Source organism: Bradyrhizobium sp. SRS-191, assembly GCF_024586915.1.
Taxonomy (GTDB): Bacteria; Pseudomonadota; Alphaproteobacteria; order Rhizobiales; family Xanthobacteraceae; genus Bradyrhizobium.
The window spans coordinates 166,429-182,804 of sequence record NZ_JANBVS010000006.1 but is presented as its reverse complement, the minus strand read 5'-3'; the positions used below and the strand labels follow the sequence as shown (position 1 = coordinate 182,804).

The window sequence follows — 16,376 nt, the reverse complement described above, 5'->3', positions numbered from 1 at the left end:
TGCCCGTCGGGTTACTATGTCGCAGTCAATCTCCCCTGCCTCGTCGGGCAAATCAGATCGATCTTTCCGCGCATCCCGCCTCATGCAGAGGGCGTACGCGTCGTCACGATACGTGGAGGTGGGAGGCGATGGACGAGGCGGCAGCGTGCGCATCTGCGCGGACGAGCGCTGTCCCTCGGACGTGAAGTCGCGTGGTCCTGGCGCCCCGAAGCTGGCGTCAAGTCCGTGCTGCTGACGAAGCGGGCGGGCGACGGTGGCTCACAAGCCGGACACCGGGGAGAGCGCGAAGTAAGCGTTAACACCATCGCGCAGGGAAGGCCGGTTGAAGGCCGTACCTGTGGTGACTGCCGCCTGCTTTTTGTCTGCAGGCGGGCCATGGGCCGCGGTCAGCACCCGGCCTTCCCTGCACCCTCTCGCTTGAGGGAGGGCGACGGCAGCAGGACCCGAGCTCATCGAGCGGCGGGAACGCGCAACTTTGCCCGATGTTATCATGCGGATAGGCCGGTTTCACGACCCCGCCGGCTTTGCTACGCTACCGCTCAACGCGAGGGATCACCGTGGCGCTCAAGAAGCTTTCCACCTATCGCAAGAAGCGCGATTTCGGCAAAACGGCAGAACCGTCCGGCGAAGCCAAGGTCGCGCCCGCGGAGCGGCCGCGCTTCGTGATCCAGAAGCATGATGCGACCCGGCTCCATTACGATCTCAGGCTGGAATTCGGCGGCGTGTTCAAGTCGTGGGCCGTGACCAAGGAGCCCTCGCTTGATCCGCACGACAAGCGGCTCGCGGTCGAGGTCGAGGACCATCCGCTGGACTACGGCGATTTCGAAGGCACCATTCCCGAAGGCGAATATGGCGGCGGGACGGTGATGCTGTGGGATCGCGGCTATTGGGAGAGCGACGATCCCGAGCGCGGATTCAAGAAGGGCGACCTGAAGTTCACGCTTGAGGGCGAGAAGCTGCATGGCAGCTGGGTGCTGGTGCGGATGCGCCACGACCGCACCGGCGGCAAGCGTACCAATTGGCTGCTGATCAAGCATCGCGACGAGTTCGCCAGGGAAGGCGCGGCCAACGACATCATCGAGGCCGACAAGTCGGTCGCGTCGGGACGTTCGATGGAGCAGATCGCAGCCGGCAAGGGCAACGCGCCGAAGCCGTTCATGCTGCCCAAGACGCAGCGCATGAATGCCGACGCGGTGTGGCACTCCAACCGCGGCGACAGCGGAACGAAGTCGACCAGCAAGGTTTCGACCAAGGCCTCGTCGCCGAAAGCCAAGGCGTCGAAGGGGAGCGCTGCCAAGGCTCGCGTTGCGAAGACGGCCGAGCCGCGGACCGTCGCGTCGCTGCCGGACTTCGTCCCGCCCGAGCTCTGCACTTCCGTGGCGGCGCCGCCGAGCGGCGAGGGCTGGGCCCACGAGATCAAGTTCGACGGCTATCGCGTGCAGATCCGGGTGGAGAACGGCAAGGCAACCTTGAAGACGCGCAAGGGCCTCGACTGGACCGCGAAGTTCGGCGCGATCGCGCAAGCCGCGGCCAAGCTGCCGGATGCGATCGTCGACGGCGAGATCGTCGCGCTCGACAAGGACGGCAACCCGAACTTCTCGGCGCTGCAGGCCGCGATCTCGGCCGGGCAGACCGATGACCTGGTGTTCTTTGCCTTCGACCTGATGTTCATCGACAAGTTCGACCTGCGCCGCCAGCCGCTGCGCGAGCGGAAGGCGCGCCTGGCGAAGCTCCTGAAGGCGAACATCAAGGGAAAGACGCCTCGCATCCGCTATGTCGAGCATTTCGAGAGCGACGGCGAAGCCGTACTGGAATCGGCGCGCAAGCTGAGCCTCGAAGGCATCGTCTCGAAGAAGCTGGATTCGGCCTATCACTCCGGCCGCACCGAGAGCTGGACCAAGGCCAAGACGCGGCCGGGGCACGAGGTCGTCATCGGTGGCTGGAAGACCACCAACGGCAAATTCCGCTCGCTGATGGTCGGCGTCAACAAGGACGATCACCTCGCCTATGTCGGGATCGTCGGCACCGGCTTCGGCCAGGACACGGTGAAGGAGATCATGCCGGCGCTGAAGGCGGCGGCGGCTGAGAAGAGTCCGTTCAGCGGCACGAACGCGCCGCGCAAGACGCGTGAGGTGCATTGGCTGAAGCCCGAACTCGTTGCCGAGATCGAGTTCGCCGGCTGGACGGCAGACAACAACGTCAGGCAGGCCTCGTTCAAGGGACTGCGCCAGGACAAGCCGGCGCGTGAAGTTGTCGCCGAGGAGCCCGTCGTCGCGGCCAAGGTGACGAAGCCGGTGGCGCGCGCCGCGGCCACGGTGGCGACCGGCGGCACGACCGTGCATAAGACGCCGTCGCGCACGAAGAGCGCGGCCACGGTGATGGGCGTCGCGATCTCCAAGCCGGACAAGGCACTCTGGCCCGATGCCGGCGACGGTGAACCCGTGACCAAGCTCGATCTCGCCAACTACCTCGAAGCCGTCGGCGACTGGATGATTGATCATCTCAAAGGTCGGCCGTGCTCGATCGTGCGCGCGCCCGACGGCATCGGCGGTGAGCGGTTTTTCCAGCGGCACGGCATGCAGGGCATGTCCGATCTGCTCGAGCTGGTGAAAGTCTCCGGTGACCGCAAGCCGTATCTGCAGATCGATCGCGTCGAGGGACTGATTGCGGTGGCGCAGGTGGCTGCGGTGGAGCTGCATCCGTGGAATTGCGCGCCCGATGCCTATGACGTGCCGGGACGCCTTGTGTTCGATCTCGATCCCGCGCCGAACGTCGCCTTCGCGGAGGTGATCGCGGCCGCCAAGGAGATGCGGCAGCGTCTGAAGACGCTGGGTCTGGAGAGCTTCTGCAAGACCACCGGCGGCAAGGGCCTGCACGTCGTGACGCCGCTGCTGCATGGCGCGCGCGATAAGGTGACGTGGCCCGAGGCAAAAGCGTTTGCGCAGGGCGTGTGCCAGTGGATGGCCAATGACAGCCCCGACGACTATCTGCTCAACATGTCGAAGAAGCTGCGCAAGGGAAAGATCTTCCTCGACTATCTGCGGAACGACCGGATGTCGACTGCGGTCGCGGTGTTGTCGCCACGGGCGCGCGAGGGCGCGACGGTGTCGATGCCGGTGACGTGGGCGCAGGTGAAGACCGGGCTCGATCCCAAGCGCTATACGATTCGAACGGTGCCGGCGCTGCTGGCCAAGACGAAAGCATGGGCCGGCTATGACGACGCAGCCGGCGCGATCAAGCCGGCCATCAAGAAGCTGACGGCCAGGTTGTGAGCGGTTGTTAGATCGTGCGGGCAGACATGGTCTCCGCCACGTCTGCCCGCGGAATTATCACAGGTGAATCAGATCCGTCCGAGCAGGACGAGGATCAGCACGATGACGATGATCAGGCCGAGACCGCCGCCGCCATAGTAGCCCGTGCCGTAGAACGGACCGCCGCCGATGCCGGAGAAGCCGCCGAGCAGGGCGATGATGAGAATAATGAGGATGATTGTTCCGATGGACATGTACTTTCCTCCAGAGCCCGGCAGCGGGGCGGTGCGTCACTCTGCCTTCGCCGAGGAAACTGGTCGGAACTTCGAAAGTTCCGGGAGTGAAACAGGTAAAATGCGGGGTGTGGCTTTGCGGTCGCGTCGACGCGTGACTACATCAGGACGGTTGTTAGTCAGGAGCTCGCGATGTCAAGACCGCTTGTCGTTTCCATTCCGCATCGCCTCGGCAAGGACGAAGCCGTGCGCCGGCTGCAAGCCGGCCTGAGCAGGGCCGCCACCAGCATTCCGGTGCTCAGCGTCGATGAGGAGCGCTGGGAGGGCGACAAGATGTTCTTTCGCGTCCGCGCGCTGGGCCAAGCCGCGTCCGGCCACGTCGATGTGGCCGAAGATCGCGTCCAGGTCGAGATCACGCTGCCCTGGCTGCTGCAGCGCTTTGCGGAAGCCGCGCAGAACGCCATTCGCAATCGCGGCCAGCTATTGCTGACGAAGAAGAGCTGATCAGCTCTGCGGCGCCAGTGCCGAAGTTTGCTTGGCGCCGTGATCGGAGGAGCTTTCCACGCGAGCAGCCAACAGCGCGGCCGGAAGGTGAGCGAACAGCGATGAGACGGGGACACTGCCGTTCTGGATCTGGGGAGCAGAATAGCCCGGAACGTGCACAATCGCATCGAACGCATCCGCATGCGGCCAGACCCGGCCGCTGTCGGTGAACGGCGCCAGCGTCCGGGCGGCAACCACAATGACGGCCTCGCGTCCGCGGCGGCGGGCGAAGGCGACGATGTGCTCGGCGTGTCGGCCGGTGACCTCGAGCGGCTCGTAGGCGCCGTCCGTGAACACCGCGGCCATCTCGTTGCGCTGCTTGATGAGCTTCCGCGTCCAGGCCAGCTTGATGCGGCCATCCGGCCAGTGGTCCGCGAGGTCGGCCCAATCCGGCGCCTCGCTCTCGCGCAGCGCCTGCTCGCGCGCGGCAAAATCGACCGCGCGGCGGTTGTCGGGATCGACCATCGAGAGATCCCAGAACTCGGTGCCCTGGTAAAAATCCGGCACGCCCGGCATCGTGGCCTTCAGCGTCAGCTGTGTCAGCGAGTTCAGCGCGCCGAGCAGCGCCACACGCTTGGCGACGGTCTCCAGCGATTGCAGGAACTCGGCCGAGCGCTCCCGGTCCAGGATGCCGGCGATGAAGCTGCGCAAGCCGTTCTCATACGCCTCGTTCGGGTTGAGCCAGCTGGTCTCCTCCTTGCCCTCCCGTGCCGCCTTCATCGCATAGGCCTGCAGACGCTCGACAAGCCTGTCGTCCGCTCCTGTCGCGGGCCAGATGCCGACGAGCGTCTGGTAGAGCATGTATTCGAACGTCGCCGAGGGCGCGCGCATATGGCCGTCCGTGACGACATGCGGCGCGTTCATGGTCTTCCAGCGCGCGACCGCGGAGGTCCAGTCGTTGGGCAGCTCGGTGATGGCGGCGAGCCGGGTCCGGGCATCCTCGCCGCGTTTGGTGTCGTGGGTCCCGGTCGCCGTCATGCCATGCGGCCAGTGCTTGGCGCGGCTTTGCATGAGCTTGTGGAAGTCGGCGATCGACAACGCGTGTGCCGACGGATCGCCGCCGACCTCGTTGAGCGCGAGCAGCCGGTGGAAGCGATAAAAGCCCGTGTCCTCCAGCGACTTCGCCATGACAGGCCCGGTGAACTGCTGAACCTTTAGCGCGAAGCGACGGACGCGCGGCACGGAGTGCGTGGTGCTGCGGTCGCGCTTGATGAGATCCATCGTCAGCGCGTCGCGCAGAAAGTCGAAGATCGAGCCGTCGGACGCGAACCACTCGGCACGCGCACCGGCGATGGCGTGATCAATCAGCTTCCGGTCGGCCTCGGTCGGTCCGGCGGCGGTCAGATAGGTGCGATAGACCGGGAAGTGCAGCACGTACAATTCCAGCGCCTGGCGCAGGCTGTCCTCGGAGTAATCGCGCGTGGAGTAATGACCGTTGGCGATGCGCGCGAGCAGGCGCGTCAGCACGGTGAACTCGCTGGTCAGCAGGGTTTCCAGCACCCGCCGCTTGGCCTCCTTGATGACGGGCGCGAGCTTCGGCGGCTTGTTGCTGATCTGCCGCCAGATCTCGTCGAGTGGCTCCAGCCCACGGCCGTCGATCAGCAACTGGGTGATCACGTTCATCCACTCGTATCCGGTGGTGCCGTGGACGCCGGCGAAGCTCGGAAGCTTCTCGTGCTCGCAAAGGATCTTCTCGATCACGACGTAGAACGGTCCGGCTGCCGGTCCGCGCGCGTCGCGAATGAGACGGCGCAGCCGCTGAAAGTATTGCGCGGGATCGCGCAAGCCGTCGATATGGTCGAGCCGCAGGCCCTGCAGCTGGCCGTCGGCGATCAGCTTCTTGACGAGGCGATGGATGGCCTCGAACGTGCCGGCATCCTCGACGCGCAGGCCGGCCAGCATGTTGACGTCGAAGAAGCGGCGGTAGTTGATGTCGCTGGAAGCAAGCCGCCAATGGCCGAGCTTGTAGTGCTGCCGCTCCAGCAGATGATGCAGGGCCAAGGTCGGCGCGGCGCGATCTTCGCCCGCCTTGTAGGCCGACAGACCGCGTACGATGACGTCGGCAGCACCGGGGATGGCCTTGAGCGCTGCCTTGAAGCCTGGCGCTTCCTTGCGATTGGGATGGCGCAGGCCGGGATAGCGCGAGGCGAGCTCCAGCATGGCCTTTCCCGTGTCGCTGCTCTCCTCGCCCGCGTCCTTGACGATGATGCGCAGCATCTCGCCGTAGCGCTCCGGCGCGATCGGGAGGCGATGCTCGAAGTACCAGCAGGAGAACGAGCCGTCTTCCGGATCGTAGCGGAGCTCAATGTCGCCTTGCTCGAGCGCGTGACCGTAGGAGGTGCCGATGATCGGCAGCAGCACGCCGCCGCGCGCACGGTAAGGCAGCTGGTCCCAGTCGATGTCGAACGAGGCCGCATGCGGCGAGGCCTGGCCCCATTCGAGCACGTCGAGCCACCACGGATTATCGTCGAAATGCACGCCGACATGGTTGGGGACGAAATCAAGGATCAGGCCGAGATCGTGCTGCTTCAGCGCCGCGCTCAGCTTTGCGAATCCGTCCTCCCCGCCGAGCTCCGGATTGAGCTTGGAGTGATCGGTGATGTCGTAGCCATGGGTCGAGCCCTTGCGTGCCTTCATGAAGGGCGACGCATAGAAGTGGCTGATGCCGAGCGCCTTCAGATAGGGAACGACGCGCGCGGCCGCTTCGAAATTGAAGTCGGCGGTGAGCTGGAGGCGATAGGTCGCGAGCGGAATGGCTGGAGGCATGGCTATCCTCCGATGCTCCAGAACACGGACCAGGGCGGCAGACGATCCCCCGGCGTGCCGCCCCAGATCGGCGTGCCTGCGAGCGGGCTCTCGTCACCCGCGATCTCCTTATCAGAGACGTTGGCGAGCAGCCGCAGCGCGCTGCCGTCGCCCATCACCCAGTGCGCGCTCAGGCGGCCATCGTCGGTGACCTCGGCTTTGCCGAAGCTCGCGCCGGGCAGTCGCGGCGCCACATGCCTGTGACGCGCGATGAGCAGATTGCGCACCAGAGCCAGTCGCTCACGACCAGGAGACTCGTTGCGCGCGTCCCAATCGATGATCGCGGACTTGAACGTCTCGATGTCGAGCGGGTCGGGGACCTCGTCGCCATACTTGTCGTATGCCCACTCATACTCCTTGCGACGGCCCCTGCGCACGGCGTTTGCGAGATCGCCCTGGAAGTCGCAGAAGAACGGGAACGGCTGCTTCGAGCCCCATTCCTCGCCCATGTACAGCATCGGCACGGTCGGTGCGAGCAGGGTCACGGCGAGCGCTGCCGTAATGCCTTCCGGCGGCGCCAGCGCTTCGAGGCGGTCGCCGAACACGCGGTTGCCGATCTGGTCGTGGTTTTGCAGGAAGTTCACAAACGCGCCGGGGGCGAGATGACCGCTCGGTTCACCGCGTCGAATGCCGCCCCAGAAGGCCGCCTCCTCGCCTTGATAGACGAAGCCGGACGCAAGCGCCCGCGCCAAGCCGTTGCGCGGCGATTGTTTATAATCGCCGTAGTAGCCGCCGGTCTCGCCGGTGAGCATGACGTGCCAGACGTGGTGATAATCGTCGTTCCATTGCGCACGGAATTTGCCGCGGGGTGGATCTTCCGCCGCGTCGAGCATGCTGGCGGCGTTATCGCCGTTCTCCAGCACGAGATGGATGTGCCGTCCGGTCTGCTCGACGAGCTTGCCGACAGCGGCGCTCAGATCGTGCAGCATCGGGATCTCACCCTCGTTGTGAAGGATGTGATTGACGGCATCGAAGCGGAGGCCGTCGAAGCGATAATCGGTCAGCCAATGCAGCGCGTTCTCGATCGCGAAGGCACGCACCTCCGGCTTGCGGTAGTCGATGGCGCTGCCCCACGGCGTGTGCGCATCAGTGAAGAAGGTCGGCGCATAACGGCCGATGTAATTTCCTTCGGGGCCGAAATGATTGTAGACGACGTCGAGGAACACCATCAGCCCGCGCAGATGCGCCTCATCGATCAGCGCGCGCAGATCGTCGGGGCGGCCATAGACGCTATCGGGCGCATACAGCAGCACGCCGTCATAGCCCCAGTTGCGGCTCCCCGCGAAGTCTGCCAGCGGCATCAGCTCGAGCGCGGTGATGCCGGTCTCGACGAGATGATCGAGCTTATCGATCATCGCGCGATAGGTGCCGTCCTGAGTGAAGGTGCCGACGTGACTTTCGAGGAACACCGCGTCCTGCCACGGTCGTCCCCGCCATTCCTTGGCGCGCCAGGCATAGGCGGAGTGATCGATGACTTCGCTCGGTCCCGTCACGTCCTCGGGCTGGAAGTCGGAACCGGGATCGGGAACATCGAGCTCATCATCGATGCGGAACTTGTAGCGCGCGCCGCCGCCGACGCCAGGGACTTCGAGCGTGTACCAGCCGCCGTCGCCGCGCTGCATTTCATGACGTCGATCGAGCACCAGATCGACCCGCTTGGCGGCGGGGGCCCAAAGTCGGAAGGTCGTGCCATTGGCCGTGATGCGAGGTCCGAACTGCCGCGAGGTCATGACAAGCCCGCATACGCCAAGACCGAGCGGGGCGGAGCCTTGAGGTCGGTCCCTGCTGCGAAGTCGGCCGGCTTCTGCTGGGCTTGGGTGGTGTCGAGAACCTGTTGCCAAATCTTGGTTTCGGCGAGCTTGGGCAATTTGAATCCGATCTCTTCGGGGGCCGCGTTCAGAACGATAAAGATCGGAGCCTGCTCCTGTTCCACAGGAGCGAGCACATAGGCGAGAAATCGTCCGTCGGGAAAGGTCCAGTCGGTTTGCGTCATCTCCTCCGCCGAGGGCGTCAGCCACAGCACGCCGAAGCTGCCATCGGCACGGCGGCCGTCGAGCCAGCGACGCGCACGGATCTGTCCGAAGCGGCGGCGCAGCTCGGTCATGTGGGTGATGAAATCGATGAGGTCATCGCCCTCGCGCCCCATGCCGCTCCAGTCGACCCAGCCGACCTCGTTGTCCTGGCAATAGGCGTTGTTGTTGCCGGCTTGCGAGTTGCCGACCTCGTCGCCCGCGAGCAGCAGCGGCAGGCCTTGTGCGAGGAACAGACAGGCAAGCTGATTCTTGCGCGATTGCCGGCGCAGCGCATTGATCACGACGTCGTCGGTCGGCCCCTCCTGGCCGAAATTGTTGCTGTGGTTGTCATTGGAGCCGTCGCGATTGTCCTCGCCATTCGCTTCGTTGTGCTTGCTGTTGTAGGCGAAGAGATCGGAAAGCGTAAAACCGTCATGGACGGTGACGTGGTTGACGCTGGCGCGCTGAGTGCGGCCGTCATGGTTGAAGATGTCGGACGAGCCGGTCATGCGGCTGGAGACCTCGCCGATCAGGCTGCCTTCGCCGCTCCAATAGCGTCGCATGGCGCTGCGATAGCGGTCGTTCCATTCCGACCATTGCGACGGGAAGGCGCCGACCTGATAGCCGCCGAGGCCGACGTCCCAGGGCTCGGCTACGAGCTTGACGCCGGCGAGAACAGGGTCCTGACGGATCGCGGTGAGGAAGCCGCTGCGGCGGTCGAAGCCGTGCTTCTCCCGTGCGAGCGTGGTCGCGAGGTCAAAGCGGAAACCATCGACATGGCAGACCTCGACCCAGTAACGAAGAGAGTCCATCACCATCTGCAGCACGCGCGGATGGGTGAGGTTGACCGACGAGCCGCAACCGGTGAAGTCGTCGTAGAAGCGCGGATTGTCGGGCTTGAGCCAGTAATACGACGCATTGTCGATGCCGCGATAGCACAGCGTCGGCCCGAGATGATTGCCCTCGGCGGTGTGGTTGTAGACGACGTCGAGCATCACCTCGATCCCGGCATCGTGCAGCCGAGCCACGGTGGTCCTGAAGGCGTCGAGCGGATTGTCCTGCGCGTAGCGCTGCTCCGGCGCGAAGAACGAGATGGTGTTGTAGCCCCAGTAGTTGACCAGCTTCTTCTCGACCAGCATGCGGTCGTCGATGAAGGCATGGATCGGCAGCAGCTCGACCGTGGTGACGCCGAGCCGCTTGAGATGCTTGATCATGGCCGGCGACGACAGCCCGCCATAGGTGCCGCGGAGGTTCGGCGGGACGTCGTCGCGCTTGTTGGTCAGGCCCTTGACGTGGGCCTCGTAGATGATCGTGTCCTCCCACGGGATCTGCGGCCGCATTTCGCGCCGGCCCCAGTTGAAGGTCTCGTCGATGACGACCGCCTTCGGCATGCCGCGCGCGTTATCGCGGCGGTCGAAGGAGAGGTCCTCGCGGGGCGAGCCGGCGCGGTAGGCGAAATGCGCGTCGCTCCAGACCAGCCGCCCGGCGAGCCGCTTGGCATAGGGATCGAGGAGAAGCTTGTTGGCGTTGAAGCGGTGGCCGTGCTCCGGCTCGTAGGGGCCGTAGACGCGGTAGCCATAGAGCTGCCCCGGCGAGACGTCGTTGAGGTAGCCGTGCCAGACATCCTCTGTCCGCTCGGGCAGTTCGATCCGCTCGATCTCGCGGCGGCCCTGGCTGTCGAACAGGCACAGCTCAACCTTCTCGGCGTTGGCGGAGAACAAGGCAAAATTGGTCCCCCGCCCGTCCCAGGTGGCACCGAGGCGGGCGTGACTTCCTGCGGCCAGACGCATCGCGTCAGGCTTCCGGGACGAGAAATACCGCTGCCATGGGCGGGAGGATGAGGTTGAGGTGCTGATCTTCAGAGGCATGGACCTGGCCGACATTGCCGACATTGCTGCCGCCATAATGCGAGGAGTCGGAATTGAAGACTTCCCGCCATGTGCCGCTGAGCGGCGCGCGGACCCGGTAATTGTAATACACGTTGGGCGAAAAGTTCACGACCACGACGCAGCGGGCCCGGTCATCAAAGCCTTTTCTCACCCAGGCGAACACGTTGCGGTCGGAATCGTCGGTGATCAGCCACTCGAACCCTTCCGGCTCGCAGTCGCGCTCGTGCAGCGCCGGCTGGTTGCGGTAGAGGTGGTTGAGGTCGCGGATCAAGGCCTGGATGCCGGCATAGCGGGCATCGCCGAGCAGGTGCCAATCCAGTGACGTGTCGTGATTCCACTCCCGCTCCTGGGCCAGCTCGCAGCCCATGAACAACAGCTTCTTGCCGGGATGGCCGAACATGAAGCTGTAATAGGCGCGCAGGTTGGCGAAGCGCTGCCAGTCGTCGCCTGGCATCCGGCCGAGGATCGAGCGCTTGCCGTGCACGACCTCGTCATGCGACAGCGGCAGGATGAAGTTTTCCGAAAAGGCGTAGTGCAGGCCGAACAGGATCTCGCCGTGGTGATATTTGCGGTGGATCGGGTCCTTGCTGACGTAGCGCAAGGTATCGTGCATCCAGCCCATGTTCCATTTGTAGCCGAAGCCGAGACCGCCGGTGTCGACGGGACGGGATACCTGCGGCCAGGCAGTGGATTCTTCGGCGGCGGTCGTCGCCTGCGGGAAATGGCCGAACACGTCGATATTGGTCCGGCGCAGGAATTCGATTGCCTCGAGATTTTCCCGCCCGCCATATTTGTTCGGGATCCAGCCGCCCGAGGGACGGCTGTAGTCGAGATAGAGCATCGAGGCGACGGCGTCGACGCGCAGGCCGTCGATGCCGTAGCGCTCCAGCCAGAACAGCGCATTCGAGCGAAGGAAGTTGGCAACTTCGGTGCGGCCGAAATTGTAGATCAGCGTGCCCCAGTCGAGATGCCGGCCCTGCATCGGATTGGCGTGCTCGTACAGCGCGGTGCCGTCGAAATGGCCGAGGCCATGCGGATCGTCTGGGAAATGCCCCGGCACCCAATCCAGCCACACCGCCAGCCCTTCGCGATGACAGGCAGCGACGAGCTCACAGAAGTCCTCGGGGCTGCCGAACCGGCTCGTCGGCGCGTAGAGGCCCGTCGGCTGATAACCCCAGGAGCCGTCGAACGGGTGCTCATTGATGGGCAGGAATTCGATATGGGTGAAGCCCATGTCGCGCGCATAGGCAGGCAGCTGCTCGGCGAGCTCGCGATAGGTCAGCCACTGGTTGTTGTCCTTGCGCCGCCAGGAGCCGAGATGCACCTCGTAGATCGAGACCGGCCGGTTCAACTTGTTGACGTCGTGAGGCGCCGGCTGGGGGCGCGGCAGGCTGGTCTCGTCAACCACGATCGAGGCCGTCTTGGGACGGACCTCGGCCGCGAACGCCATAGGGTCAGACTTCAACGGCAGGTGCTCGCCTTGCGGCCCGATGATGTCGAACTTGTAGTGGTCACCGGCGCGGGCGCGCGGAATGAACAGCTCCCAATAGCCGTTGCCGCGCACCCGCATCGGATGCCGCCGCGCGTTCCAGAAGTTGAAATCGCCGACCACGCTGACGCGCCGTGCATTGGGCGCGAGCACGACGAAGCCGACACCGTCGACGCCGTCGATCACCATGGGGTGCGCGCCGAGCTTGTCGTAGAGCCGCTCGTGATTGCCTTCGCCGAGCAGATGCAGGTCGAGATCCCCGAGGATCGGCAGGAAGCGATAGGGGTCCTCGAGGTCGGTGACGGAATCGCCGAAGGTGGCGCGCAGGCGATAGCGCTGCATGGACGACATCGTGCCGGTGAAGAGGCCCGAATCATGGATGCGCGCCAGCGGCGCGACTTCGCCGTGCTCGCCCACGACCTCGACCCGGGACGCCTCGGGCAGAAACGCACGCACGACCGTCCGGCCCTCGACATTGTGCTGACCGAGATAGCGAAACGGGTCGGAATGCCGACCTTCGATGATCGCAAACGCCTCGGGAGAAAGATGGGTCATGAAGACTCGCTGGCAGGTGCTGACTCGGACAGGACGCGAAGCAGATTGCCCAGCGCGACGCGCAACCAATCCGGCCGGTGGGCCAGATCATATTCGAGTGCTCCGAGCGCTTTTTCCAGCAGGAAAAAGTTAAGGAGCGCCTCCGCCGCACGCGGATCGTTGGGCCACAGCGGCTCGGTGGCCTTGACGTCGCGATAACCGGACAAAAAAGCCGCGGTCGCCTGATCGCGCCACTCGGCGAGCGCCGCGACAAGCCTGCCGTGATCATCCGGGGTGGCTCTCATGGCGCGGTCGAGCGCGACGCGAACCGAGCAGTCGATCGAGCGCAGGAAGCCGGCGATGTCCCGGGCCGGCGGCGCCTTGCGGCGGCGCTCGGCCAGCGGCTGCTCCTCGTCGCCATCGAAATCGATGATGACGATATCGTCCTTGACGATCAGCATCTGGCCGAGGTGGAAGTCGCCATGCAGGCGGATGTCGCGGCCGGCGACACCGCGCGGGATCAGATGGCTGAGCCGGTCCGACAATTCGCCGCGCCTGGCGAGCACCTGGTCGGCCAGTCCCCGTTCGGGGTCCTTGAGGTGGTCGCGGCGCTCGCTCAGGCTGGTGAAGATGCGGCCGGCCTGGGCGTGGAGCCGGTCGATCCAATGATCGAGGGCGTCGGCCGTGGTCGGCTCGGGAGCGAAGTCGGCGATGTCGCTGCGCGAGGCCAGCGCCGCATGCAACTCGCCGGCCCGCCGGCCCGCCTGGGTCATGTAGCGCAGATAGGGCGGCAGCTCCTCGCTCTGCCGTTCGTCGCCGCTCCTCGCGAACACGCGCTGGTCGTCGACGTAGCGGTCGAGATAGGCGGCGGTGACGGTCCAGCCGTCGCCCTGGTTCTCGACGAAGCCATGCACGGCGCCGACCGTGCGCCGCTCGTCGTCCTGGATCACCTCGACGCTGCCGAGCAGCGGCGGCACGTTGGGGAAGCGAACGATCTCGGTGAGGAAGCGTCCGACATCGATTTCGGGATGAGGGCCTGTCTCGAGCTCGCGATAGATCTTGATGAAGAATTCGTTGTTGACGACGGCCTTGCTGCTGCAGCGATCGGTCTCGATGATGCGCACCTGCTCGGACTCGCGCACGGGCTTGTCGGGAAAGCGCGAGGTCGGGCGGAATTCGAGCCGTATCCCGTTCTCCTCCACCGTCAGCGACTGCGCGAGATTGCGCAGCAGCAGCGCGAGGAAGATGGGATTGGTGGCCGCATCCAGCAGCGTGCCCTCGCGGGCCCCCTGGCGGACAGCGGCGAAGGCCTGCGGATTGTAACGTTCGCGGTCGAAGCGGACCCACTCGATCTGCATCGGCAGGAGGTAACGCAGCTCGTCCTTGCGCTCGGTGGATTTGAAGAAGATCAGCCACGGCCGGTTGTCGCCGATGTCGCAGAACGGGATCGCGGACGTCAGCGTTGGATGAATCGCCTCGGGCGCGCGCTCGGGGTACCAGCGCGTGCGGGAGAGGTGGCCGGGAAGCACGTCGCGCTCGAACAGGCTGCGGGTGCGCGCCAGCGACACCCAGGTCGAGCCGAGCGGGACGACCAGCGTCTCGAATTCCGGCACGGCGCGCTGGACGACCGGCTCGGACTTGTCGCGCTCCTTGAGCTGGAACCAGTAGAAGCCGTAGGGCGCCAGCGTGATCATGTAGGGCAGCTCGCCGATCGCGGGGAAACGCGAGCGGCCGAGCATCTCGATCGGAATGCGATCCTTGAACGCGGACAGGTCGAGTTCGGTGGCCTGCGCCGAGCGCGACAGGTTGGCGACGCAGAGGATGACCTCGTCCTTGTACTGGCGCACATAGGCGAGTACCGACCGGTTGGCCGGGCGGATGAAGGTCATGCTGCCCCGGCCGAACGCAAGCGTCGACTTGCGCACCGAGATCAGCTTCTTGGTGGCGTTGAGCAGCGACGAGATGCTGCGCGACTGCGCCTCGACGTTGACGGCCTCGTAGCCATAGACCGGGTCCATGATCATCGGCGCGTATAGTCGCGCAGGATCTGCCCGTGAGAAGCCGCCGTTGCGGTCGGGCGTCCATTGCATCGGCGTCCGGACGCCGTTGCGGTCACCGAGATAGATGTTGTCGCCCATGCCGATCTCGTCGCCGTAATACACGATCGGCGTGCCCGGGAACGACATCAAGAGCGAGTTCATCAGCTCGATCTTGCGCCGGTCATTGTCCATCAGCGGCGCCAGCCGCCGGCGGATGCCGACATTGATCCGCGCGCGCGGATCATTGGCGTAGGTCGACCAGAGATAGTCGCGCTCCACATCGGTCACCATTTCGAGCGTCAGCTCGTCATGATTGCGCAGGAACAGTGCCCATTGGCAGGTCGCGGGAATATCCGGCGTCTGGCGCAGGATGTCGGTGATCGGGAAGCGGTCCTCCTGCGCGATGGCCATGTAGAAGCGCGGCATCAGCGGGAAATGATAGGCCATGTGGCACTCATCGCCCTGACCGAAATATTCCTGAACGTCCTCCGGCCACTGATTGGCCTCTGCCAGCAGCAGCTTGTCCTTGGCGTAATTGTCGAGCTCGACCCGCAGGCGCTTGATGACGGCGTGCGTCTCGGGGAGGTTTTCGTTGTTGGTGCCGTCGCGCTCGCACAGATAAGGAATCGCGTCCAGCCGGAAGCCGTCGACGCCGGCATCCAGCCAGCGCTTCATCACCTGGATGATGGCGTTGACCACGCGTGGATTGTCGAAGTTCAGGTCCGGCTGGTGCGAGAAGAAGCGGTGCCAATAGAATTGGCCGGCCTCGGGATCCCAGGTCCAGTTCGACTTCTCGGTGTCGGTGAAGATGATTCGCGTGCCCAGATATTTCTGGTCGGTGTCGCTCCAGACATACCAGTTGCGCGCGCTCGATCCCGGCGGGCTGCGGCGGGCGCGCTTGAACCAATGGTGCTGGTCGGAGGTGTGGTTGACCACGAGCTCGGTGATGACGCGCAGGCCGCGGCGCTGCGCTTCCTGGATGAAGCGCTTGAACTCCTTCATCGTCCCGAAATCGGGATTGATGCTGCCGTAATCGGCGATGTCGTAGCCGTCGTCGCGGCCGGGCGACGGGTAGAACGGCAACAGCCACAGCGCGGTGACGCCGAGATCCTGCAGATAGTCGAGCTTCTCGGTCAGACCGGCGAAATCGCCGATGCCGTCATTGTTGCTGTCGGCGAACGCCTTGACGTGCAACTGGTAGATGATCGCGTCCTTGTACCAGAGGCCGTCGCCATCGGTCTCGGTCTGGAGGCTCGGGGCGTCCAGGGATGACATCACGTTCATGAGGCCCTCACGCCGGAGAGAAGAGAAGAAGGAATCGGTTGCTGTGGGAGGCGGGTCGGCCTCGCCAGATGCGGCTCTCCTCAAAAGAGGGCAGAATAGGGGAGAAAGCGCCGCAGAGGATGACGCTCTCGAACGTGTGCGGAAATTTGTTCACGGTGATGCCATTGACAAGAAAACAGTGTCCCGGTTCGCTAGGAACCGGAACCACCCGATACAAAGCCGCAGTCCCGGCTTTTGTTCCCCAGGGAACGAGGGCCTGCGCGGCGCGTTAGGGGCCTATCCTCTTGCCGTCCAATA

Annotated in this window: 8 protein-coding genes; 2 read left to right on the top strand and 6 right to left on the bottom strand. The window is 64.7% G+C overall.

All coding sequences use genetic code 11. The features are described from left to right. Positions 1 to 557: 557 nt before the first annotated feature. Positions 558 to 3,272: a DNA ligase D gene (gene ligD / locus NLR35_RS13430; protein ID WP_257167009.1), complete on the top strand. Its 2,715-nt coding sequence runs from the start codon at positions 558 to 560 to the stop codon at positions 3,270 to 3,272. A 68-nt stretch (positions 3,273 to 3,340) separates the two neighbouring features. On the opposite strand, the gene NLR35_RS13425 is transcribed toward ligD, so the two are convergent. Further along, complete coding sequence (locus NLR35_RS13425; protein WP_006614022.1) at positions 3,341 to 3,505, bottom strand: DUF3309 family protein; 165 nt, start codon at positions 3,503 to 3,505, stop codon at positions 3,341 to 3,343. A 171-nt stretch (positions 3,506 to 3,676) separates the two neighbouring features. Between NLR35_RS13425 and NLR35_RS13420 the strand changes: the two genes are divergently transcribed. Continuing rightward, the gene (locus NLR35_RS13420) at positions 3,677 to 3,988 is read left to right on the top strand and encodes a polyhydroxyalkanoic acid system family protein (protein WP_257167008.1); all 312 of its coding nucleotides are present in this window, start codon (positions 3,677 to 3,679) and stop codon (positions 3,986 to 3,988) included. Here NLR35_RS13420 and treY read toward each other — a convergent pair whose 3' ends face one another. The 5 genes from treY to treS are packed head-to-tail and all read right to left on the bottom strand — an operon-like array spanning position 3,989 to position 16,079. After that, the gene (gene treY, locus NLR35_RS13415; protein WP_257167007.1) at positions 3,989 to 6,793 is read right to left on the bottom strand and encodes a malto-oligosyltrehalose synthase; all 2,805 of its coding nucleotides are present in this window, start codon (positions 6,791 to 6,793) and stop codon (positions 3,989 to 3,991) included. It lies immediately after the preceding gene. Between the two features lie 2 nt (positions 6,794 to 6,795). Further along, positions 6,796 to 8,562: a malto-oligosyltrehalose trehalohydrolase gene (gene treZ / locus NLR35_RS13410; protein ID WP_257167006.1), complete on the bottom strand. Its 1,767-nt coding sequence runs from the start codon at positions 8,560 to 8,562 to the stop codon at positions 6,796 to 6,798. Continuing rightward, positions 8,559 to 10,634, bottom strand: coding sequence for a glycogen debranching protein GlgX (glgX, locus tag NLR35_RS13405; RefSeq protein ID WP_257167005.1), 2,076 nt, complete (start codon positions 10,632 to 10,634; stop codon positions 8,559 to 8,561). The genes treZ and glgX overlap by 4 nt, the downstream gene beginning before the upstream one ends. A 4-nt stretch (positions 10,635 to 10,638) precedes the next feature. Next, positions 10,639 to 12,777 (bottom strand): 1,4-alpha-glucan branching protein GlgB, encoded by a 2,139-nt coding sequence (gene glgB / locus NLR35_RS13400; RefSeq protein ID WP_257167004.1) that lies wholly within the window; start codon positions 12,775 to 12,777, stop codon positions 10,639 to 10,641. Then, positions 12,774 to 16,079 (bottom strand): maltose alpha-D-glucosyltransferase, encoded by a 3,306-nt coding sequence (treS, locus tag NLR35_RS13395; protein WP_257167003.1) that lies wholly within the window; start codon positions 16,077 to 16,079, stop codon positions 12,774 to 12,776. Before treS ends, glgB begins: the two co-directional genes overlap by 4 nt. Positions 16,080 to 16,376 lie beyond the last annotated feature (297 nt).